This is a genomic window from Tateyamaria sp. (assembly GCF_039945315.1).
GTDB lineage: Bacteria > Pseudomonadota > Alphaproteobacteria > Rhodobacterales > Rhodobacteraceae > Tateyamaria.
The window spans coordinates 23633-43981 of sequence record NZ_JBDUXB010000002.1 but is presented as its reverse complement, the minus strand read 5'-3'; the positions used below and the strand labels follow the sequence as shown (position 1 = coordinate 43981).

25 protein-coding genes are annotated in these 20349 nt (G+C 57.2%); 9 read left to right on the top strand and 16 right to left on the bottom strand.

Going from position 1 to position 20349, the window contains the following annotated elements; genetic code table 11:
• On the bottom strand, positions 1 to 188 hold a 188-nt coding region (locus ABJD00_RS00530), incomplete at its 3' end, for a DUF5681 domain-containing protein (protein ID WP_413857361.1).
• A 393-nt stretch (positions 189 to 581) separates the two neighbouring features.
• On the opposite strand from ABJD00_RS00530, the gene ABJD00_RS00525 reads away from it, so the two are divergent.
• From ABJD00_RS00525 to ABJD00_RS00515, 3 genes are all read left to right on the top strand, one after another.
• Positions 582 to 1004 carry a hypothetical protein gene (locus ABJD00_RS00525; RefSeq protein WP_413829839.1) on the top strand — a complete coding sequence of 141 codons (423 nt, stop codon included), beginning with the start codon at positions 582 to 584 and terminating at the stop codon, positions 1002 to 1004.
• Between the two features lie 272 nt (positions 1005 to 1276).
• On the top strand, positions 1277 to 1813 hold the full coding sequence (locus ABJD00_RS00520; protein ID WP_413829837.1) for a tetratricopeptide repeat protein: 537 nt from the start codon (positions 1277 to 1279) through the stop codon (positions 1811 to 1813).
• Positions 1814 to 1824: 11 nt separating this feature from the next.
• The gene (locus tag ABJD00_RS00515) at positions 1825 to 2253 is read left to right on the top strand and encodes a thermonuclease family protein (protein WP_413829835.1); all 429 of its coding nucleotides are present in this window, start codon (positions 1825 to 1827) and stop codon (positions 2251 to 2253) included.
• 269 nt (positions 2254 to 2522) lie between these two features.
• Here the strand turns inward: ABJD00_RS00515 and ABJD00_RS00510 are convergent, their stop codons facing one another.
• From ABJD00_RS00510 to ABJD00_RS00485, 6 genes are all read right to left on the bottom strand, one after another.
• Entirely contained in the window at positions 2523 to 3245 is a 723-nt protein-coding gene (locus ABJD00_RS00510; protein ID WP_413829833.1) for a hypothetical protein, read from the bottom strand.
• Positions 3246 to 3477: 232 nt separating this feature from the next.
• The gene (locus tag ABJD00_RS00505; protein ID WP_413829831.1) at positions 3478 to 4026 is read right to left on the bottom strand and encodes an HNH endonuclease; all 549 of its coding nucleotides are present in this window, start codon (positions 4024 to 4026) and stop codon (positions 3478 to 3480) included.
• Positions 4023 to 4352: a helix-turn-helix transcriptional regulator gene (locus ABJD00_RS00500; protein WP_413829829.1), complete on the bottom strand. Its 330-nt coding sequence runs from the start codon at positions 4350 to 4352 to the stop codon at positions 4023 to 4025. The genes ABJD00_RS00505 and ABJD00_RS00500 overlap by 4 nt, the downstream gene beginning before the upstream one ends.
• Positions 4353 to 4738: 386 nt before the next feature.
• A complete protein-coding gene (locus ABJD00_RS00495) occupies positions 4739 to 5731 on the bottom strand; it encodes a tyrosine-type recombinase/integrase (RefSeq protein ID WP_413829827.1) in 993 nt (330 codons plus the stop codon).
• A gap of 124 nt (positions 5732 to 5855) precedes the next feature.
• Positions 5856 to 6599: a tRNA1(Val) (adenine(37)-N6)-methyltransferase gene (locus tag ABJD00_RS00490; protein ID WP_413829825.1), complete on the bottom strand. Its 744-nt coding sequence runs from the start codon at positions 6597 to 6599 to the stop codon at positions 5856 to 5858.
• Complete coding sequence (locus tag ABJD00_RS00485; protein WP_413829843.1) at positions 6577 to 6792, bottom strand: DUF2007 domain-containing protein; 216 nt, start codon at positions 6790 to 6792, stop codon at positions 6577 to 6579. The genes ABJD00_RS00490 and ABJD00_RS00485 overlap by 23 nt, the downstream gene beginning before the upstream one ends.
• Positions 6793 to 6847: 55 nt before the next feature.
• On the opposite strand from ABJD00_RS00485, the gene ABJD00_RS00480 reads away from it, so the two are divergent.
• On the top strand, positions 6848 to 7846 hold the full coding sequence (locus ABJD00_RS00480; protein ID WP_413829823.1) for a polyprenyl synthetase family protein: 999 nt from the start codon (positions 6848 to 6850) through the stop codon (positions 7844 to 7846).
• On the opposite strand, the gene ABJD00_RS00475 is transcribed toward ABJD00_RS00480, so the two are convergent.
• The 6 genes from ABJD00_RS00475 to soxR form a co-directional block, all read right to left on the bottom strand.
• A complete protein-coding gene (locus tag ABJD00_RS00475; protein WP_413829821.1) occupies positions 7822 to 8748 on the bottom strand; it encodes a 4-(cytidine 5'-diphospho)-2-C-methyl-D-erythritol kinase in 927 nt (308 codons plus the stop codon). The genes ABJD00_RS00480 and ABJD00_RS00475 overlap by 25 nt on opposite strands.
• Positions 8735 to 10450 carry a tetratricopeptide repeat protein gene (locus tag ABJD00_RS00470; protein WP_413829819.1) on the bottom strand — a complete coding sequence of 572 codons (1716 nt, stop codon included), beginning with the start codon at positions 10448 to 10450 and terminating at the stop codon, positions 8735 to 8737. The genes ABJD00_RS00475 and ABJD00_RS00470 overlap by 14 nt, the downstream gene beginning before the upstream one ends.
• A gap of 116 nt (positions 10451 to 10566) precedes the next feature.
• Complete coding sequence (locus ABJD00_RS00465) at positions 10567 to 12216, bottom strand: 4Fe-4S dicluster domain-containing protein (protein ID WP_413829817.1); 1650 nt, start codon at positions 12214 to 12216, stop codon at positions 10567 to 10569.
• Between the two features lie 142 nt (positions 12217 to 12358).
• Complete coding sequence (locus ABJD00_RS00460; protein ID WP_413829815.1) at positions 12359 to 12691, bottom strand: hypothetical protein; 333 nt, start codon at positions 12689 to 12691, stop codon at positions 12359 to 12361.
• 18 nt (positions 12692 to 12709) lie between these two features.
• Positions 12710 to 14071, bottom strand: a complete 1362-nt coding sequence (locus tag ABJD00_RS00455; protein ID WP_413829813.1) for a hypothetical protein — start codon at positions 14069 to 14071, stop codon at positions 12710 to 12712.
• Positions 14072 to 14160: 89 nt separating this feature from the next.
• Positions 14161 to 14616 (bottom strand): redox-sensitive transcriptional activator SoxR, encoded by a 456-nt coding sequence (soxR, locus tag ABJD00_RS00450; protein ID WP_413829811.1) that lies wholly within the window; start codon positions 14614 to 14616, stop codon positions 14161 to 14163.
• Positions 14617 to 14690: 74 nt separating this feature from the next.
• Here soxR and ABJD00_RS00445 point away from each other — a divergent pair, with 74 nt between their 5' ends.
• The 5 genes from ABJD00_RS00445 (at position 14691) to ABJD00_RS00425 (ending at position 17094) form a co-directional block, all read left to right on the top strand.
• Positions 14691 to 15080: a VOC family protein gene (locus ABJD00_RS00445; RefSeq protein WP_413829809.1), complete on the top strand. Its 390-nt coding sequence runs from the start codon at positions 14691 to 14693 to the stop codon at positions 15078 to 15080.
• A gap of 166 nt (positions 15081 to 15246) precedes the next feature.
• Positions 15247 to 15717 (top strand): transcription elongation factor GreA, encoded by a 471-nt coding sequence (greA, locus tag ABJD00_RS00440; protein ID WP_413829807.1) that lies wholly within the window; start codon positions 15247 to 15249, stop codon positions 15715 to 15717.
• 4 nt (positions 15718 to 15721) lie between these two features.
• Complete coding sequence (locus tag ABJD00_RS00435) at positions 15722 to 16738, top strand: hypothetical protein (protein ID WP_413829805.1); 1017 nt, start codon at positions 15722 to 15724, stop codon at positions 16736 to 16738.
• On the top strand, positions 16735 to 16929 hold the full coding sequence (locus ABJD00_RS00430; RefSeq protein WP_413829803.1) for a hypothetical protein: 195 nt from the start codon (positions 16735 to 16737) through the stop codon (positions 16927 to 16929). Before ABJD00_RS00435 ends, ABJD00_RS00430 begins: the two co-directional genes overlap by 4 nt.
• Positions 16930 to 16971: 42 nt before the next feature.
• On the top strand, positions 16972 to 17094 hold the full coding sequence (locus tag ABJD00_RS00425; protein WP_413829801.1) for a hypothetical protein: 123 nt from the start codon (positions 16972 to 16974) through the stop codon (positions 17092 to 17094).
• A gap of 3 nt (positions 17095 to 17097) precedes the next feature.
• On the opposite strand, the gene glp is transcribed toward ABJD00_RS00425, so the two are convergent.
• The 3 genes from glp to mobA are packed head-to-tail and all read right to left on the bottom strand — an operon-like array spanning position 17098 to position 20290.
• A complete protein-coding gene (glp, locus tag ABJD00_RS00420) occupies positions 17098 to 19203 on the bottom strand; it encodes a gephyrin-like molybdotransferase Glp (RefSeq protein ID WP_413829799.1) in 2106 nt (701 codons plus the stop codon).
• Complete coding sequence (gene mobB, locus ABJD00_RS00415) at positions 19200 to 19691, bottom strand: molybdopterin-guanine dinucleotide biosynthesis protein B (protein WP_413829797.1); 492 nt, start codon at positions 19689 to 19691, stop codon at positions 19200 to 19202. The genes glp and mobB overlap by 4 nt, the downstream gene beginning before the upstream one ends.
• Entirely contained in the window at positions 19688 to 20290 is a 603-nt protein-coding gene (mobA, locus tag ABJD00_RS00410) for a molybdenum cofactor guanylyltransferase MobA (protein WP_413829795.1), read from the bottom strand. Before mobA ends, mobB begins: the two co-directional genes overlap by 4 nt.
• Positions 20291 to 20349: the final 59 nt, after the last annotated feature.

Below are 20349 nucleotides of genomic sequence, written 5' to 3'. Positions count from 1 at the left end.
GCCGCTGTCGCCAACAGTATTTGCTCTCGCGGCTTGATCCAGCCAGACGGTCCCCAAGCGCTTTCATCAGACAGAAGCTGCGTCATGCGATTAACCGCAAGCTCACCATTTGAACGGATGGCTTCGCGGACTTCTACTGGCATTTTTGGCCGCCCACTTGGATTGCCACTTTGGCCTTTTTTAAACACGGCACGGCTCCTGTTTTCAGTTTGTTTCCAATTCACGACATCACGGGCGCGAGGTGCGCGTCTGCACGCTTAAATATGCCCCCCCCCTGAGCCAGGGGATGAGGGGTGCCCCCTGCTTTGGCTTGCGGCTTGGGCATGGGGGCTTTTCAACCCTTGGCTGATCGGAAGGCATACCCACATCATTATCATAATTCATAATAAACTCAAACTTTATGATCTTCATTCATATGTCTTGGTTGCGGCCACGGGCTTCTGAGCGCCGAAGATAAGCTACACAGTTGTCACTAGGCTCAGGCCCCACAAATCGAACAAAGCGCAACTGGCGTTTCCATCCTGAGGTGCATAACCTGTTGCTGTTGATCAAAGAGATAGCACTGCATACTGATATTCATCATGGTTGAACCTGAAAGGAATTTTATGAGAACGCTAGTTCAAACCGCAGGCATTGCGCTGTTGATGATGCCAACAGGCGCTTGGGCGCAGCACACCGAAGATCAAGTGGGTACTCTCCTGCTAGAAATTGGGGATTTTGACAAAAGTACTTTCGTCGGCAGCGGCCTCTTGAAACGTGAGTTCTTGCAATTTGATGAAGATGAAACCTCATACTTACTGCACATAGGCGAAAGGCGTTATCCAGTGAAACTGGACGATGGAAGAGGAACCAGCCTGCGGGCTAAAAGCTGTGACAAGGCGGAGTTTATTGGGCTAAACTCTTCCTTGGGTTGCCCGATCAGTTTTGAAGCAGAATACAATGTGGAGATGTCAGATGACGGTGTCTCTGTGGCATTGACTATCTGGAACGTAGAGTTTCAGTAATTTACTAGCTTTCTTGGCTTTGAACTTCCCCAAAGCAGCTTTGGTTTTGCAGAACTGTACTGAGAAACCGTGCTGTCTTATCCTTCCCAAGTCTGCGCATCCTTGAGTTTAGCGCGTTTGCGCAGTCGGCGCTTCTGGAATGCCTTTGGTGGTGACCCACGGTTAATCTCGGGCCGCGCAACGCACCCCGTGGCTACTAGGCTAAGGACCCATAAAACTGACAAAGCGCAACTGGCGTTTCCAATCTGTGGCGCATAGCCTGAGCATAGATATTGGAGGTCGATGTTTTGAAGCAGGTTTTTGGTGCTATCGCTCTGGCGGTGCTTTTGGCTTTCGGCGGGCAGACCGTCACGGCGCAGGATTTAGGTAAAGGAAGGGTGGCTTATAAAGTCGGTAAATATGAAACCGCGCTCGCGGAGTTTCGCCCGTTGGCAGAACAAGGCGATGCAAAAGCGCAACATTGGCTGGGTTTGATGTACTTCGAAGGCAAAGGCGTCCCGCAGAACTTTGACAAAGCCTTGAAGTGGTATCGCTTGGCTGCGGAACAGGGTGACAGAGCCGCACAGAACAGTCTGGGTGTACTTTACGTTGGTTACACCGATGGCGACGTCACCGTTTACTCTGATGGCCGAAAAGGCACAAGCGACCACTTTCGCGCTCATATGTGGTTCAATATTGCTGCTTCTTTTGGCAGTGGTCACAGTATGAGAAACATAAAATCCGTCGAAGATCAGATGACGGCAGAGGACATTTCAACGGCACGGCAGATGGCGCTGGAATGCGTTGCCAAAGACTACAAGGGCTGCTGAGAGAGGTTTTCATGAGAAAGACATTACACGCGGCCCTAGTCGCAACGATGCTGCTGGCTTCTTGGGCTTCAGCAGGCGGCGGACCAACAGAGCCAGCATTTCTGTATCGTGCCACTGTCGTTAAGGTCGTTGATGGGGATACCATCGATGTTGATATTGATCTGGGTTTCTACATTTGGGCTAAAAACCAACGCATCAGACTTGTGGGCATTGATGCTCCAGAGCCGAGAGGTGAAAGCCGGGTCGAGGGCAAAGCAGCAACGGCATTTCTTAAAGAACTAATCGAAGGAAAATCCATAATCCTTCGAACCTTCAAGGGGCGTGATGGGGCAGATGAAAGAGGCTCATTCCGGCGTTGGCTTGGTGTAATTTACCTAGAAGGCAAGGATATCAACCAAGCGATGATAAATGCTGGCCACGCTGTGAGAATTGATGAGTGACATCGACTGCCCATGACCAACTTAATGGTCAATACATCTCGAGGGCCAAGCGATTGGCGCGGGGATGCGTTGCTAAGGATTACAAGGGCTGCTGACCCACAGGCCTGAGAGGCGCTCAGAGACTCACACAGAGCCTCTGGCGATAGTCGGGCTACCAACACCCCAGAACGGACCCACCGTCACTGTGTGAGTCCATCCTGTGAGGGTTAGGGGTGACTTCGGTTTCAGTGCTGCTCTTTTTCATTGCAAAGAAGCTGAGAGCAGACGTTTTAAAAAAAATGACCGTCTCGTTTTAGTCTCGTCTCGTTTTCGTCTCGTTTTAGTCTCGTCTCGTCTAGTCTCGTGTTACCGAACCCTTTCGGAACCCTTTCGGAACCCTTCCCCGCAAGGCTATCTGTGGACATCAGCAACGGAGGGAAAATGGCCTTAATTTCGGTGCCAACGGTTGCTGAAGCCTTGTCCAGTTCAGCATTGAGAAGGGCTAGAAACGGGTCGCCGTAGTCTTGATACACCTCGGCCAAGAACTGATTCAGGCTGGCATACAATTGGGTTCGTCCGGAGCCTTCTGTCGGCCATCTCAAGGAGCGCCTGACCGACGCCACTGCAAGCTCAGAAACAGTGCGGCAGTAAATGGCAGGTTCAATGTCATCAAAGCTGCTAAGGTCGCTTATTACGCCGTCTACGCGGTTGGGATTTTCTGGCCCACTGCGCTTATTGAAAAACCCGACAATGCGCACAAAGCTTTCCTGTTTGTCGTATTCGATCAGGCCAGCATCGACCAGATCGGCGACACAATCTTCAAGCTGTGAAGCGTCTAGCTGCGCGTCGTGCGCCCAGACATGCAACGGATACTGGAAAAGGCCCGCATAAGTGCAGTAGTCGCTCAGATGGGCGCAGACATACGCCCACCTTGCTGCATGGCTCGAAAGGCCGCGTATCTTCTTGGAGCCTTTAAGAGAACAATCAATTTGAGCATAAGTACGAGATATCATTGTGTGTCCCCCTCATGAAGCTCAAAGGGGCGCGGGGTCACTTTGAACAGGCCCCAGTTGCGTTCAGTTTCTGTCTCATATGCGGGCATAAAACGCCCTCCTCAACTTGAGAACCCGACAAACTTGGTGTATGATTTCGCTGCATCTACAGCGCCCACGTCTTATCTTGGGTTCTGAAAAAAACTCACCGCTCCGACGCAATTCGGAGCGGCTTTTTTTTGGGATTTGGCTGTTAGGCGGCTTCTAGATCGCGCGCGGCTCGGACGGCGGCTGATCGGCCGTGGAGTTCATCAAAACCATGCTCGATTTCAGCGGCTTTGCGGGCGGCTGCTGCTTCGTCCTTAGTGTCGAAGCTGCCGAGGTAGAGGTCTTTTCCATTGACCCTGATCCGCGCACGCCATTTGCGCGTGGGCTTGTCTAGCCAAACTCCAGTTATGCCAGACGTGTTGTCGGATCGCCTGCGCTTGTTTCGCATGTTCAAGACTTGGTCACTGGGCCTAAGGTTCATAAGCCGATTATCCGCACGATTCCCGTTCGCGTGATCGACCTGCTTAGGAAAATAACCATAGACAATTGCGAACGCGGCGCGATGTGCGTAGAGCGGCCTCCCTTTGAACGTGCCGATCTTATAGCCGAGGCAGTCAGCCGTCAGCGCAGGTTGGTGCGCATATCGGGTGTTCCACCACGCAGACACGTCGTCTCTGTATCGCCACCACATTAACCCCGTGGTTGGGCAAAATCTGATCGCAGCCCGAAGCTCGTCTATGTCGATAGCGCTCATGCCGCCACCTCAGCCGCAGGGTCACGGTATTTGGCGTTGATCCATTTGATCACGTCAGCCTCGCTGTAGCGGACGCGTTTGCCGATTTTCGTGTAGGGTGGGCCTGAGCCTTGGCAGCGCCAGTTTGCGATAGTGCCTTCGGGCACCTTTATCAGGTCGGAAAGATCAACGGGCGTGAGATACCTAATAGTGCCAGTTAGCGACTGAATCAGCTCTTCCAGCTCAACGCGCGTCATACGCTGTAAGCCAGCCAGATTGTTCTGCTGGCCAGCCAGATTATCCGCCTTTGCAATGTCCTCTGGCGTCGGATACCGTAAGTTAGTCATAGGGGGACTCCCTCTGTGATTAGAGAGCGTCGCCGTTGAAGTTTGTCGACCTAGGCGGCGGCGCTCGGTTACATGTGCCACCAATAAGTACCGTAACCCAACGTGTATCAAGCCCTATATGCACCCCCAACCCATTGTATTGACGTGTAAAATTTAGCACCCTGCTAAACTTTAGTTTACTAGATGCGAACGTATAATTTACTGGCTGTGAACGTATAGCTTACTGGCTGTGAATATCTTTTTTCGAACCCTCATAAAAAACAAAGGCTTCTGAGACGCAGTTGAACAACGACAACAAAAAATGCCGTTTCCAAAAAAATTCACTCGTTGTGAATGAATTATGCAGGGTGCTAACCCCAAAAAAATGCCTTTTTCCCCAAAAAAAATCACCCGAAGAGCAAATCTTCCGCCGATATGTGGGTGTACCTTTTCAAATGCTCCCACGAACGGTGGCCAGACACTACAGCGACTTGCGGGATATTCCAGCCAGCATCGAATAGCCTGCTGATGCCTTCGTGGCGCAGATCGTGCATGACCATGTCCTTGATGTCCGCAGCGTCGGTGGCCTTTTTAAAGGCGCGGTACAGCAGCCCCTGATCGGCTCCGAGGACGAAGCCCGTGTTTCCCCGGCTGGCCCACCAACCTTCCATAATCGGGCCTGAGCGCCCAAGCAGAGGTACACGGTCATCCGCCTTGGTGCCTTTTCGCTCTCTGATCGTGACGATGAACTTGTTGGCATCCTTACGCTCGACGTCGTCCCAGCGCAGCGCGGCTAACTCACCCGACCGCATGGGCGTGTCGATCAGGAAGGGCACGACGCTATGAGGGACGACATTCGACAGCCAGTGCGAGGCGATGGCCTGCTCCTCATCGGGGCTACAGCGCCGTGTCCGTCTGTTGATTGGCTTGATAGCGCCCCTGCGCTTCATAGCGTTGCTGGTGTCATGCCAAGGCTGCTCAGACACTTCCCACAGCCAAACGGTGCGCGCGTATTTAACGACGCCCCCAATAGTGGCCAGAGCCAGTTCTAGGGATGTGCCCGCATATTTTGAGGCTGCGAATATCTTCTGGATGTCGACCTGCTGCGCCGACTCAAGCCTGACATCGCCCCAGACCTTCACTGCCCGCTTCAGGTGTTCCATTTTGCTGCGGCTGAAGCTGTGGCCCTGCTCTGTGTTGTACCGCTTCGCGGCCTCTGCCAGCGTGTGTCCTCCGGTAGATTTCGGGGATAAGCCTATCTCGCCAAGTTCGATGTCGCGCTCGGTCTTGATCGCCCATTTTTGAGCCATTCCCTTCGTGCTGAACGACTTGGAACGACGCACACCGCTCTTTTTGACTTGTGCAAACCAGCTGTCTCCGCGCCTCCGAATCGTCGCCATTTGATGCCCTCCTGATGTCCTGATGCCCATAACTACTGTGATCCGCTGTGAAGTAGCGTGGTACGTTTGTAAACGCTTTCAGAGCCTTAGGACGTCATTGCTGGGGAATTGGGTTAAGGATCGGTTAAATCCCAAGCGCAGCGCCCTCGCGCAATACCGCCCTTATGACAGGCGTATAACTGTCTGCATCGCGCAGATGCTGCGCCCCTTCGTGCAGAATAATCGGGGCGTGAAGGCGGAAATCGGCGCGGCCATCTTTGCGGGCGCGGAAAATGACCAGTTCGGCAGCGCGGCCAACACGCGGAGAAATCGGCCAAATTTCGGGGCTGCCCAGTCGTCCCTGAGCTGCCGCGAGCAAATCGGGCACGCGCTCGGCCCGATGGATCACGTGCAGATATCCCTTGTGGCGCAATCGTTTTGCCCCGGCCTTGACCCAATCGGACAAGGGCGTGTTCAACCCTCGTGCCACCTCGCGCCCGGCATCGCGTGCTTCTCGACCAGACTTCCGATCGAAAAATGGGGGGTTGGCCAGAACATGATCAAAGCTACGGCAGCGGACTTCGTCTGGCAGGTCCGTTACGGTACCAACGGCCACCGACAACCCGTTTCGCCTTGCCAATGCGGCATATTCTGCCTGCTGCTCGACTCCCATCAAATCAAGCTCCGGCACCCGCGCCCCTAAACAGAGAGCCGCCGCCCCGACGCCACAACCTAGATCCAGCACCGACTCGCCCGATTGCGCAGGCACGGACGCGGCCAGCAAGACTGGATCGACTCCAGCCCGATAGCCCGCACGCGGCTGCCACAAGTGCAACTGGCCGCCCAGGAAAGCGTCATGCGTCAGGTCATTTGCCAAGGTCGATGTCATTGTCCTTCATCGCACGCAATGCAGCGTCATAATCCGCCTCGCGCACCATCAGTCGGCGCGGGAAAATTCCTATGCCGCCTTCGAGAATGCTCATGTTTACGTCCATCTGAAAGCAGTCTATATCCTCGCCTTCAAGTAGGGCCGAAGCAAACGCGATAATGGTTGGGTCGGTGCTGCGTAAAAGTTCCTTCATATCATCGATGTAGGAGCATCCCACGCTAAATGTCGAGGGGGAATGGGGTAAGGGCATGGACGCTTCCACAATTGCAAAACCGCATGATCGCTTGGCTGATTGGCTGGCCGACGACATGGGCGCCGTCAACACGCTGATCCAGACGCGGATGGCGTCGCAACACGCCCCGCGCATTCCCGAAGTGACCCGTCATTTGGTTGATGCAGGAGGCAAGCGGTTGCGCCCCATGCTGACCTTGGCGGCTGCGCACATGTGTGGCTACGAAGGCCCCTATCACGTGCACCTGGCCGCTACGGTAGAATTCATTCACACCGCCACCCTGCTGCATGATGATGTTGTTGATGAAAGCGGCCAACGCCGCGGGCGCCCTACGGCAAACCTCCTGTGGGACAACAAATCGTCTGTGTTGGTTGGCGACTACCTGTTCTCACGCAGCTTTCAGTTGATGACAGAGACGGGCAACATGGACGTGCTGCGTATCCTTTCTGACGCGTCAGCGACCATTGCCGAGGGCGAAGTTTTGCAGATGACCGCGGCGCAGGATCTCGCGACGGACGAGTCAGTTTATCTGCAAGTGGTGCGCGGCAAGACAGCGGCTTTGTTTTCGGCCGCAACCGAAGTTGGCGGGGTAATCGCTGGCGCGGACAAGGCGACGGTGCAGGCGCTGTTTGACTATGGCGACGCACTTGGGGTCGCCTTTCAGATCGTGGACGACTTGCTGGATTATCAGGGTCAGTCAAGTGCTACAGGCAAGAATGTCGGCGACGATTTCCGCGAGCGGAAGCTGACCCTTCCCGTGATCAAGGCCGTGGCCAAGGCCGACTCAGAAGAACGCGCTTTTTGGTCCCGCACCATTGAAAAGGGTCAACAAGAAGATGGCGATTTAGACCATGCGTTGGATTTGCTGCACCGCCATGGCACGTTGGCGGCAACACAGCAGGACGCTATCGCGTGGGCAGACAAAGCCAAAGTGGCTATGGCCAATGTGCCCTCGCATCCTTTGCGCGACATGTTGATCGATCTGGCGGACTACGTCGTGGAACGAATTAACTGAGGGGCGGAACGCCGCCCGCCGTTCAAACGTCCGCTTTGCACCCACCAGTTTGGATGTGCGGCCCGGATTTCTTCGGCTGCGGCTTCAGCCTTATGCACGCGGTCGAACAGACCAAAACACGTCGCTCCTGATCCGGACATACGCGCAAGGCGGCACGTTTCGTGCGCTGACAGCGCGCCCAGCACATCCCGAATGGACGGACAATCCCGGACCGCTGCATCCTGCAAATCGTTACGTTGTGCGCTCAGCCAATCCAGCACCGCGTCACGATCCTCAAAGCTCCCGGGCCACGGTTCTATGGCTGCATTCTGCTTTGTCGCCAATTGTGAAAAGACGGACGGGGTGGACACCTGAACGCGCGGGTTCACTAGGACAATCGGATAAGGATGAAAGTCCGCGATGGGCTCTATCTGCTCACCAATCCCGCACACGCGGGCTGGTTCGCTCAGAACACACATCGGCACATCCGCGCCAATTTCCAACAAATCGTGGGCATCCTGACGGGTTGGATCACGCGGGATGTCCTGTCCCTCCAAAGCCGCGCGTAGCAGTAGCAGACCGCGATAGGTGGCGGCCGCATCTGCCGACCCCCCACCAATGCCTGACGCCATTGGCAGATGCTTTTCCAGAGCGAGAGAGACATGGCGGTCCGGAACCCAAAACTTCTGCGCTGCATGCCATATGATGTTGTTATCGCTAGACAGCTCAGGCGTTGCTTCTGGGCCCGTCACACTGAGAGCACCTGGCCCATCACTCGAAAGCTTGATCACATCACCGATGTCGGCAAAAGCGACCAGCGTGTCCAGAAGGTGGTAACCGTTCTCAAGTTGGCCGGTTACGTGCAGGCAAAGATTGATCTTGGCCGGGGCAAAGACCTCGACAGAGACCTTATCCTTCGTCATCCGCCACTCTCAAAGGCGGCGCACCTTCTTCTTCCAACACGACGTCCAGACCTACTTCCAGCTTACGCCGCATGCGGTCCGGGTCTGCCTCGCCATCTACTTCTTCGGGGTCGACAAAGCTGAGTGCCCGCATCCATTGAAATTGCGCCTCGCGTTCGCGCCCAACAGCCCAATAGACGTCACCAAGGTGGTCATTCACCACCGGATCGACAGGCATCAGTTCAACCGCCCGCTCCATGTGGTCAACGGCTTCATCAAAACGGCCAAGACGGTAGAGCACCCAGCCGAGGCTATCCACGATATAGCCGCTTTCGCCATTTGTCGCATCAACCGCCTGCTCGATCATAGCCAGTGCTTCGTCCAGCTTGATCTGCTTTTCCACCAGCGAGTAACCCAGATAATTCAAGACCTGCGGCTGGCCGGGGTTTAACTCCAGCGCGCGACGGAAGTCAGCCTCGGCACGGGGCCACTCATCTTGGCGCTCCAGCGTGATTGCCCGGGCATAGTGCAAAAACCATGTCCCGTTCGCCCCTTCAGGCGTCAGATCAATAGCGCGGTCATAGGCTCCGCTGGCTTCTTCAAAGCGGTCTTGCTGGCGCAGCACATCGCCCAACGTGGAATGGACCACGGACAGATCACCAAAGCGTTTGGCCAGTTGTTCTAGCACCTCGATGGCCGCATCAACTTTGCCAGCCTCGCGCAATGTGCCCACGCGACCCAGTTCGGCGGCATGAAAGGCAGGGTGGTCTGCAGGCACTTCTTTGTAAACGGCACCGGAGAGTTCGTACTGCTCCAGCTCGTCGAGCAGCTCTGCGACCAGCAACAACGTATCGATCTGATCGGGGCGCAAGTGACGCGCCAGACGGGCATAGATCAACGTATAATCGGCATCTGCATCCGCACGCAAAGCACCTGCGACAGAGTAAAACACCTCTGCTGTACCGTCGCGGGCCGAGGTCACATGAGTAAATGGCAGAACTGCTCCCGAGGCAAGCTCCTCCCGCATCGTGGCCAATTCGGGGTCAGAAGAGGTGCCAAACGCGACCCCAAGCGAGGCGATGGCGTCTTCGTTACGGCCCAGCTGCGAAAGGACTTCAGCGCGCGCCATGGCACCGCGGCGGGTACGCTGCAAAGGTCCGGCTTCGGACGCAAAGATTGCCTCGGATGCCTCAAAATCTCCCAAAAATGCCAGTGCCATCGCCTTGTGATATAGCGCAAAGCCGCGTAGCCCACGTTCCTCGCTGATCCGATCAAACTCAGCCAGGCCATCATCAACCCGATCTGCACCGATCATCGCCCACGCGCCCAAAAGACCATCAACCAGCGGGCCAATGCCAGCCGTTTCAATATTGCGATTGAGGTATTCGTCATAGGCCTCCCGCGACAATATATCTGCGATGACTGCCATATGCGCGGCCTGGCTGCGAATGCCCTGCCCCTCGAGCAGCTTTGCGATCGGCAAGGCGCGGTCGATCCGTCCCATGGCCAGTTGTGTGGCAATCGTGTCCTCCATAAGTCCGACATTGGACGGATCACGCGCCAGAGCGGCCGTGTAGTAGCGGGCCGATGCTTCGAAATCTTTGCGGATCGCCGCTTGTCGACCGGCCAGATAGGCGCCCGACAGCGAATTCGCCGAGACGATTTGAGGGGAGACCAGAAGACCTGTTGCCAATACGGTGCAAATGAGAAGCGTGCGGATCACGGGGGACACCTATTATGTGAGAGCTCGAGTTGACGTTACGCTAACACGTCTGAGACTGGGTGCAACGTGACCTCGCGAAATGGTTAGCGTGTCGCAGGGCGCGACACGCTAGTAGCTTACATATTGGGATAGTTTGGCCCGTCACCGCCCTGCGGTGTGGTCCAGGTAATGTTCTGCGCCGGATCCTTGATGTCACAGGTTTTGCAGTGCACGCAGTTCTGGAAATTGATGACAAAGCGGGTGTCTTTTCCCTCTTCCTCGACAAACTCGTAAACACCTGCCGGGCAATACCGCGCTGAAGGGCCGGCGTATTTGGCAAGGTTCGATTTCACGGGCACGTCCGCATCTGTCAGACGCAAATGCGCGGGTTGGCTTTCTTCATGGTTGGTAAAGCTGAAAGCCACGTTTGTCAGGCGGTCAAATGACAGCTTTCCATCCGGTTTGGGGTAATCAATGGCAGTATGCTTGGACGCCTCTTCGGTCGCGTCCGCGTCGTTCTTGCCATGCGCCTGCGTTCCGAACAGTGAGAAGCCCAGCGTGTTCGTCCACATGTCAAACCCGCCCAGCGTTAGCGATGCCATCAGGCCATATTTTGACCACAACGGCTTGACGTTGCGCACTTTTTTCAGGTCTGCGCCAATGTCACCATCGCGGACTTCGCTCTCGTAGGTCGTCAGTTCATCGCCGGAACGGTCCGCCTTGATCGCATCGAACGCCGCCTCCGCAGCCGCTTTGCCCGACAGCATCGCGTTGTGGTTGCCTTTGATCCGGGGGACGTTGACCATGCCCACGGAACAGCCAAGCAACGCCACGCCAGGCGCGACCATCTTGGGCATGGATTGGTATCCACCTTCGGAAATCGCACGCGCGCCGTAGGCCACCCGTTTGCCGCCCTTGAGCAGTTCGGCCACCATCGGGTGGTGTTTGAAGCGCTGGAACTCCATGTAAGGAAATAGATGTGGGTTCTTGTAGTTCAGGTGCACGACAAATCCCACGTAAACCTGATTGTTCTCAAGGTGATAGATGAACGATCCACCACCCGCGTTCTTGCCCAGAGGCCAGCCCATGGTGTGGGTGACGGACCCTTCCTTGTGCTTGTCGGGGTCGATTTCCCAGATTTCCTTCATGCCAAGGCCGTATTTCTGCGGTTCTGATTCCTTGGCCAGATGGTATTTCGCGATCACCTCTTTGGAGAGTGACCCACGCACCCCTTCGGACAAGAACAAATACTTGCCATGCAGCTCCATGCCTGGCTCTGCGCCTTCACCAATGGACCCGTCCGCTTCCAGACCAAAGACACCAGCAACCACGCCTTTGACTTCTCCGTTGTCGCCATAAACCAGTTCAGAACATGCCATGCCCGGGAAAATCTCGACGCCCAGTTCCTCGGCCTGCTCGGCCATCCAGCGACACACATTGCCCATCGATACGATGTAATTGCCGTGGTTGTTCATCAGGGGCGGCATGGGAAAGTTGGGGATACGGATCTGACCCGCCTCGCCCAGCATATAAAATTTATCTTCTTTGACGGGCACGTTCAGCGGCGCGCCTTTTTCTTTCCAATCAGGGATTAGCGCATCAAGGCCGCAAGGGTCCAGCACCGCACCCGACAGGATGTGTGCGCCCACTTCTGACCCTTTTTCCAAAACAACGACGTTCAGATCAGCATCAAGCTGTTTGAGACGAATGGCTGCTGACAGGCCCGCGGGGCCAGCACCCACGATTACCACGTCATATTCCATTGCTTCGCGTTCTATCTCGGCCATGTCCGTCCACTCTCTGATATCGCAGGCGCAAGGCAGCCTTGCGCGAAAAACATTTGGAATTGGCTAGCGCACGTGCGCAGACGATGCAATCGCGACACCGCGTAAAATGATCCGGTGCTGCGATGGGTCACAGCACTGCGGCTCAGGCGTGCGCCCACATGGCGCTGTCGGCGAACTTGTCGGACTTCCACCAGTCTGTCCGCCCAGCGTCATAATTGAAGTTGCGTGATCCCGCCTGGCTTTGCAGCGGCGCCGACACCTGGCCGCCCGGCAGTCGGCGGGCGCGGTGATTTTCGGTTTCCGGAACTACCATCGATACGTGCCCAGATGCCCCGTCATTCTTGCGCCGCGCAATGATCATGCACACCGCCCCCAGATTCGCGTGGTTTTGCAATTCAGTGGTGGACGCGATGCGTTGCCAGCCAAAACCAGAGCCATAGTCCGCCAGCCAGCGGAACAGATCATTGGCCCGCATTTCCTTGACCGTGTTGCCTTAGAGAGGCTTGACCTCAGAACCACCCACAATCGCACCCAATGCCCCTTCCATCCACCACACACGTGGAAAGTACACCCCGCAAAGCGCGCAAAAGTCGTGGGCGTAAATGTTGCAAAAGGTGAGCCGCCCTCGCGGGGCATAACGCGCATGTTGCGCCGTGTTCTCTGGATTTAGGAACGCGATCACATCGTGAATACTGGCGCGCAGCATTTCAGGGGTCGTCCCTCCGCGCCCCGGCATTCCCTGTTCATTCAAAGAATGGGCCCCTGCTTGTTCTGTGCGTTTGGTGATCATTGCAGATTTGCGGGGCATCCAGACCGGCTCAACCGCGTGCTTGGCAGGTGGTTCCAAAGGCTCCAGCGGTGCAATTGGTTCCATCGGGGCGGCGGGGGTCGCATCCGCCAGAAAATCGGCAAAGGCAAAGCCACGAAATACCGTCCCCGACAGATCAGCCTCAACTTCCCTAAACCGATTCTGCGACTTTGTTCCGAATGCGCGCACTGGCCAGCCATCCGGCAGATCGGCAATCACGTTCTTAGTCGCGGGACTGCTCACCTCCGGCTCACTGCGCAACCGCAGGGTCGTGGTCGATGTATCAACAACCAGCAATGGCCCAGTCGCTTGCGGGGCGTGCGGCGGTGGAAGAACAGTCTGTCCGTCGTCAGGCACCACAACCGCCGGACCATCGGGCACTGCAATCTGGCGCAGGCGCGCCACATAGTCGTTGATATGCTCGCCATAATGCTTGGCTCCGTCGAAATGCCCTTGCTTAAGCCCCTTGTTGGGGCGAAACCGCCCAGTGTTATAAGTAATGGCGATGGTCACAAACTCGAAATCCGTGATCGAGGTTCGATCCTGCAACCGGCGTTTTTTCTGGCAGGACTTTAACTCGCGCATTGCCCGCCCGAGCGTTTCTGAAAACTGCTCGTACCGACGTTCAAGGAAATACTCTGGTTCGACCTTAAAGAACTGCAAATCCAGCTGAAACACGCCATAGCCATGGCAAAACTTGTTTTTGCGGTTCTTGGCAAACCCATAGCCGGACACATGTTCTGACATATCCAAAAGCGCCTTGCGCGCAATCTTGAACATCTTCTTGCCATGCGGCTCCGCCTCAAGATGGGCGCGGGTCTTGGGAAAGGCGCTGCGGTTGGGCGCATCCAAGGTATCACCGCAGCAAAGGCGCACGATCTCGTCCTTTGACAGCCCCTTGTCGCGCATGGGCGCCCATAGACTGCCGGTTTCCTGACAGGCGATGGCACTGACCATATCGGGGTCAAAAACGGTGCCGTCAGTTGCGGCCGTCAATTCAGCCCAGAACGTCTCCTTGAACCACCGCATGTCCGAGGTCTTGACCATGCAAAAATCTCCGAAATGAAAACCGCAATAAATATCTCCAAACGCTAAACCGGGCAGACGTTCCGATCAAGAATTTCCACTTATGCGCGTTACTTGTCTGGACTGTCGCCCAACAGATACCGCGGCCCTGTCCCACGCTCTGCCGCGCGGTCTTTAGGGTTGTAGAGGGCACATGCCTCAAGGCTCAGGCAGCCACAGCCGATACAGCCATCAAGCGTGTCGCGCAGCTTTTCCAACCTAGCAATTCGAGCATCGAGGCCACTGCGAAACGCTTTGCTGATGCGCGTCCAATCCGCTTTTGTCGGGGCGCGGTGGCGGGGCAGACGATCCAGCTCTACCCGGATCTGCGGCAGAGTGAATCCAAACTGCTGCGCGATCATGACAAAGCTCAAGCGTCTGATGTCGGCGCGCTGAAACCGCCGGCGTCCTCCCGAATTGCGCCATGGGGCGATCAACCCTTCTTCTTCGTAGTATCGGATTGCGGACACCGCGAGACCAGTGCGTGCTGCAATCTCTCCGATGCTCAAACCCTCGCCTGCATTCATGTGAAAAAACCTCTTGACCTCAAGTTAACTTGAGGTGGGACACTGCCCTTATTAACTTCGAAAGGAAAGTCAAAATGGCCAGTACCGCACAGCTTGAACACACCAACTTCACCGTGACCGACCCCGATGCGACCGCCAAATGGATGTGCGACCTGTTTGGGTGGAACGTCCGCTGGACCGGAGGCTCTCGCGAGGTGGGCTACTCGGTCCATGTGGGTACCGAAAACCACTACCTTGCTCTTTATGTGCCCAAGGAAGGCGGGTTGAACGCGCGCGAAGACAACTACACCACAACCGGCGGCCTGAACCACATTGCAGTTGTCGTGGATGACATCGACGCCATGCGTGCCCGGGTGGCCGAAACCGGTTTTGAGCCTGGCGAACACTACGACTACGAACCGGGACAGCGGTTCTACTTTCACGATCATGACGGCATCGAATACCAGGTCGTGCAATACGACTGACCGGCTGCGCCCATGTTTTGGGGCGTTCAAGATAGGTACTTGGCACGCGGGTACGGCAACGATCAAATCCGCTTGCATTCCCCTGCTCCATTGGGTCAGGTATTGCGTATGAACTTATATCGGCGGCTCCACACCGGGGCCGCCGCACCTTATCTGGACGACGCCCATGGAAAAGATCCCAATGACCCGCGCAGGGGCACAGGCTCTGGAAACCGAGCTGAAGCATCTCAAGACCGTCGAACGGCCCGCCATCATCAAGGCGATAGCCGAGGCGCGTGAACATGGGGATCTGTCCGAAAACGCTGAGTATCATTCCGCAAAGGAAAAGCAGTCCTTTATCGAAGGGCGGGTCAAGGAACTCGAAGGGGTGATCTCTCTGGCTGACGTCATCGATCCTGCCAAAATGTCTGGTGCGATCAAGTTTGGCGCGACAGTGACACTGGTGGATGAGGACACGGACGAGGAAAAAACCTATCAGATCGTTGGCGAATATGAGGCCAACATCGAAAAGGGTCTTTTGAACATCAAATCGCCGATAGCCCGTGCCCTTATCGGCAAAGAAGAGGGCGACAGTGTCGAAGTACGCACACCGGGCGGTGAAAAGTCCTATGAAGTGCTGAAAATCAGCTATAGCTGAGGCCATGGCCGACGAAACAACACCCCCTGCATCCCGACCAACTCCGCTCGGGATTTATGACAAGCCGCAACAGGCCACCGTGACCTCGATTGAGGTTGTGGCACTTGTTCTGTCCGCACTTTGGTTGCTCGGCGCGGCGGCGTTCTTTCTGCTGACCGATACGGGCGCTGATACGACGGGGTTCGAGGGTTTCCGTTTTCTGATCACGATGTTGGCCGTTTTCATGCCCATCGCAATGATTTGGGTTGCGGCCACGGCGGCAAGATCAAGCCGTGTGATGCGCGAGGAAAGCCAGCGCCTGCAGGCCGCCATCGATGCCATCCGCCAAACCTACATCGCGCAAGCGCAGGGAGCCGGAGTCAAGTCCGAGGCGTCCGTTGCGCGCAAACTGGACGAGATCGCTGCGGCAACCCGCAAGACCGAAACGGCGTTAGCCACCTTCCAGTCGCGGAGGGAGGCTGATCCCACGCCGCACTCTGCTGCCACCCCTGTCGACAGCGGCGATCAACCGGCCCTCGCCCTTGGCACCAGCGCCGAAGACATGGCACCGCCTCTGGAGATCGATGATTTCATCCGCGCCCTCAATTTCCCCGAAACAACCGAGGACGAAGAAGGCTTTGCAGCCCTTCGCAAAGCCATGCGCGACCGTACCACGGCCCAACTTGTGCAGGCTGCGCAGGATATTCTGACCCTCCTCAGCCAAGATGGCATCTACATGGACGATCTACGCCCCGACCGGGCCCGCCCCGAAGTATGGCGCCAGTTTGCCGGTGGCGAACGCGGGCGACCAGTGGCAGCTTTGGGTGGCGTGCGGGACCGTTCTTCGCTGGCGCTGACAGCCGGGCGGATGAAGCAGGACCCTATCTTTCGCGATGCCGCACACCACTTTTTGCGCCGTTTCGATAAAACGATCTCTGCCTTTGTGGAGAATGCGACCGATGAAGACATCGCTGCCCTCAGCGACACGCGTACCGCGCGGGCTTTCATGCTCTTGGGGCGCGTAGCGGGTACCTTTGATTGACGCCTCCGCCCATTACCCGCATCCCGGCTCCGGGGGTCGGACGCAGCGATGCGGTGGCTGCTGATGGGTATGTCTATGCCGTTGCGACCGACCCGGTATGTGCAGATGGAATCGCGGCCCAGACTCGCAATACGCTGCACGACCTTGACCGTTTACTCGAAGAACTGGGCAGCAACCGGACCCGGCTGTAGCAAGCCACCGTTTACCTCAGCGACATAGCGCTGAAACCTCAGATGGACGCGGTTTGGCGGGATTGGGTCGGGGAAGAGGCAAACTGGCCGCAATGCGCCTGTGTCGGTGTCGGGCTGGAAGCTGGGTATCTGACCGAAGTTGTGGTGATCGCGCAAGGTCTGTGACGGCTACACCCCAAACCCACTCCACGGAATGAACCGCACCGGATCACCGGGCCGCACATGAAGTGCTTCGTCCGGCAACTCCACAAGGCCCTCGGCCCAGGACAATCCGCTGATCCGTCCTGATCCTTCCGACTGGAACACTTCGACCCTTCCGTTGCGCATCCGGGCGCGCAGAAACTCCCGTCGCCCCGCCTTTTTGCGTTTTTCAAAGCCGGCCGGAACGTCGAACCCCTGCGGTGCTGACCACCCGGCACCTGCCATCTGCGCCAGCGCAGGAGCGGCGAAGACCAGCGTGCATACCATCGCCGCGACCGGATTGCCCGGCAGACCAAAGACCGGCACGCCCTGCCACATCCCCAACGCCAACGGGCGTCCGGGTTTGATAGCGATGCGCCACAACGCCATGTGACCCGATGCATTAAGAAGGGCCGAGACGTGATCTTCGTCCCCTGCTGACGCCCCACCACTGGTCACAATCACATCGACACGGGCCGCTGCATCGTCAAATCGGCCCAATAACGCAGCGCGGTCATCGTTGACGTGGCCGAGATCGACGCCCACGTGCCCAAGCCGGTCGATCAGGCCCAACAGCATTGGCCGGTTCGCATCATAGATTTGGCCCGGACCAGCGTCTGAACCGGGGGCAACCAACTCATCCCCCGTGGACAAAACCCCGACGCGCAGAGGCGCGCGCACCGATATCGTTCCCACACCCACAGCGCTCAGCAGCGCCAGATCTGCAGGGGTCAACCGTCGCCCAGCGCTCACCACGCAGGCCCCGGCCTCCACATCCTCACCTGCCGCGCGGGTGTTCGCGCCCGCCTTAATCGGCCCATGGAAAGAAAGGCGATCCCCGGTGCGCTGCACATCCTCTTGCAGGATCACCGTATCGACGCCCCCCGGAAGCGCCGCACCAGTCAGGATGCGTACGGCAGAGCCTGATGGCACTTCAAAATCTGGCGTACGTCCAGCCGCCATTTGCGCGGCAATAACGGGCATGTCATGCACGCCTTCCGCCTTACCGCCCGCAAAACCATACCCATCCACGGCCGTATTCGGCAGTGGAGGATGGGCGCGCGGGGCTATGACGTCAGCCGCCAAAACCCGGTTCAATGCCATATTCACTGGCACAGTCTCGGACCCTACGACCGGCCCCAGACGCTGCCTCAGTTCGGCCAACGCCTTATCAACGGGGGTCCAATGCACGCCCGGCGGCAAGGCAAAACAGTCGTTCTTTAGGGGTGGCACGGGGGCACGCTCAAGGCTTACGCGCAAGGTATCCTCGTGGTCCACCCCGAGGATCCATCCCTCTTCTGTATCCCCTTCACGCAGCATCACATCCAACTGTTTACCCGGGACACTGGCCAACGCCTGCGCCGTCAGCCGCACCTGCGCGCGATCCTTGATCTCGTCCACGCCCTGACGCGCAGCGATCTCCGCTGCCAAAAGCGAAGGATACACCTCGGCCAGTACAATCGGCGTATCTGGCGCCTGAAACGGGGCAACCGAAAGAGTAGCGCCGTAGCGTTCGCGCAAGCCCTGCAAACGGGCGATCCCGAGCAGTGCCTGAGACCCAACAGAACCCGTCGTGTAAAGCTTCCAACAGGGCTGCGCAGATGCGATCAGCGTCTCAATCTTTCGACGCTCGATCATGCCGTGCCCATGCCGGGTGCTACCTTTGGCAGGCAGAACATCATCTGCAATAGCCGCAGGGCAGCCCCAGAACGGTCCCACACCCGGAAACAACCGGTTCAAGTCGCCCGCCACCTCAAAGCGATTGTTCGCGTTGTCATCCGCATCCTTGATCCGCGTTGCCAGATCCGCCCAAAGGGCCAAGGGATCGCTGATCCCTGTCACCGCGCTGGCAAAACCTGCCGGATAGCCAAAGGGAAAATCAAAACCCGCCAACACCCGCTGCCCGGCAAGGATGGCTGCATCAAACTCCGCACAAAGCGTGCCGATCGCATCCGCCCGCGTGCGGTGATAGGTGCATGTGGTCTGTCCCCCTGCCTGAACCGCGATCCAAATCGCATCGGCCGAAGGCACTTTGGGCGAAGGCGCCTTGGAGGCGGACCAATCCACAACGATGACCCGGTCAAAGCCGCTCACAGCCCGACCTCGGTCAGTATGAAATCAGCGACAGAACGTGTGTCATTAAGGTCGAACACCGGGCGGTCCAACTCCAGATGCGTATCGCTTGCAACAGCGCGGATGGTGGGATCGCCCGGCGCTATCAGCGGGTTGCCGGTCTCTGCGCGGTGCGCCTCCACTTTAGGGTGGGCGTCGCGTTTATATCCCTCCACAAGCACCAGATCGACCGGACTGAGACGGGCCAGCAACGCCTCGAGGGGCGGTTCATCTGCTCCGCGCAGTTCCTGCATCAGCGCAATGCGGTTGCGTGAGGCCAGCAGCACTTCACTGGCACCTGCAACGCGGTGGCGATGACTGTCTTTGCCCGGATGATCGACGTCAAAGGTATGATGGGCATGCTTGACCGTGGAAACGGTGATGCCACGAGACGTTATTTCAGTGACCAATCGTTCCATCAGGCCAGTCTTGCCTGCGTTTTTCCAACCAACAACGCCATAAATTCTCATAACATTGCCTCGGCGCGCACCAGATCATCCGGCGTGTTAACGTTGAAAAAAGCGGCCTCATCCGGAAACACGGCAAGGCGACCATCGTGCCGGTCAGTCCATTGGACGACTTTGCGCACGCCGGCGTTTAGGGCCGCGCGCAAATCATCGCGCAAGGCTACGGGCCACAATCCAAAGGTCGGGTGGCGTGCCTGTCCGCGCTTTGGATCAGGGGTCGCGGCAAGAACCATCGGATGTGTCATGCCCTCTGCCGCCAACTGGAGGCTGGGGACAAGATCGCAGGGAAAGAACGGCGTGTCCGCCGCGGCTGTCACTATGGTTTCGCCACCCTGTGCGGCAGCCCAATCCAACCCCGCAAGCACGCCAGCAAGCGGACCTGCAAATCCATCCACGCTGTCTGCAATCACCGGGATGTCCAAATCTGCAAACCGGCCTGCATCCCCATTCGCATTCAGCGCAACCCCATCAACTCGCGGAGACAACCGTTCAATAACATGCGACAACAGGGTCGCATCTCCAAGCGGCAAAAGGCCCTTGTCCCCGCCCCCCATGCGCGTGGCCTGCCCTCCGGCTAAAATCACCCCCAGCGGCGCATTCATTGCGCGGCACCTGCGCTGGGGGCAGAAGAATACGTGTACTCTCGGCCGTTTTTCCTAAT

Excerpts from the sequence above, each read along its gene's own strand:
- ABJD00_RS00495 (WP_413829827.1), bottom strand. The coding sequence starts at position 5,731 with ATGGCGACGATTCGGAGGCGCGGAGACAGCTGGTTTGCACAAGTCAAA.
- ABJD00_RS00475 (WP_413829821.1), bottom strand. The coding sequence starts at position 8,748 with ATGACGAAGGATAAGGTCTCTGTCGAGGTCTTTGCCCCGGCCAAGATC.
- ABJD00_RS00525 (WP_413829839.1), top strand. The coding sequence starts at position 582 with ATGGTTGAACCTGAAAGGAATTTTATGAGAACGCTAGTTCAAACCGCA.
- ABJD00_RS00510 (WP_413829833.1), bottom strand. The coding sequence starts at position 3,245 with ATGATATCTCGTACTTATGCTCAAATTGATTGTTCTCTTAAAGGCTCC.
- ABJD00_RS00515 (WP_413829835.1), top strand. The coding sequence starts at position 1,825 with ATGAGAAAGACATTACACGCGGCCCTAGTCGCAACGATGCTGCTGGCT.
- ABJD00_RS00485 (WP_413829843.1), bottom strand. The coding sequence starts at position 6,792 with ATGAAGGAACTTTTACGCAGCACCGACCCAACCATTATCGCGTTTGCT.
- ABJD00_RS00505 (WP_413829831.1), bottom strand. The coding sequence starts at position 4,026 with ATGAGCGCTATCGACATAGACGAGCTTCGGGCTGCGATCAGATTTTGC.
- ABJD00_RS00455 (WP_413829813.1), bottom strand. The coding sequence starts at position 14,071 with ATGGTCAAGACCTCGGACATGCGGTGGTTCAAGGAGACGTTCTGGGCT.
- ABJD00_RS00490 (WP_413829825.1), bottom strand. The coding sequence starts at position 6,599 with ATGACATCGACCTTGGCAAATGACCTGACGCATGACGCTTTCCTGGGC.
- ABJD00_RS00425 (WP_413829801.1), top strand. The coding sequence starts at position 16,972 with ATGGACGCGGTTTGGCGGGATTGGGTCGGGGAAGAGGCAAACTGGCCG.
- ABJD00_RS00445 (WP_413829809.1), top strand. The coding sequence starts at position 14,691 with ATGGCCAGTACCGCACAGCTTGAACACACCAACTTCACCGTGACCGAC.
- ABJD00_RS00500 (WP_413829829.1), bottom strand. The coding sequence starts at position 4,352 with ATGACTAACTTACGGTATCCGACGCCAGAGGACATTGCAAAGGCGGAT.
- mobA (WP_413829795.1), bottom strand. The coding sequence starts at position 20,290 with ATGAATGCGCCGCTGGGGGTGATTTTAGCCGGAGGGCAGGCCACGCGC.
- mobB (WP_413829797.1), bottom strand. The coding sequence starts at position 19,691 with ATGAGAATTTATGGCGTTGTTGGTTGGAAAAACGCAGGCAAGACTGGC.
- ABJD00_RS00480 (WP_413829823.1), top strand. The coding sequence starts at position 6,848 with ATGGACGCTTCCACAATTGCAAAACCGCATGATCGCTTGGCTGATTGG.
- greA (WP_413829807.1), top strand. The coding sequence starts at position 15,247 with ATGGAAAAGATCCCAATGACCCGCGCAGGGGCACAGGCTCTGGAAACC.
- ABJD00_RS00460 (WP_413829815.1), bottom strand. The coding sequence starts at position 12,691 with ATGCGGGCCAATGATCTGTTCCGCTGGCTGGCGGACTATGGCTCTGGT.
- ABJD00_RS00465 (WP_413829817.1), bottom strand. The coding sequence starts at position 12,216 with ATGGCCGAGATAGAACGCGAAGCAATGGAATATGACGTGGTAATCGTG.
- soxR (WP_413829811.1), bottom strand. The coding sequence starts at position 14,616 with ATGAATGCAGGCGAGGGTTTGAGCATCGGAGAGATTGCAGCACGCACT.
- ABJD00_RS00435 (WP_413829805.1), top strand. The coding sequence starts at position 15,722 with ATGGCCGACGAAACAACACCCCCTGCATCCCGACCAACTCCGCTCGGG.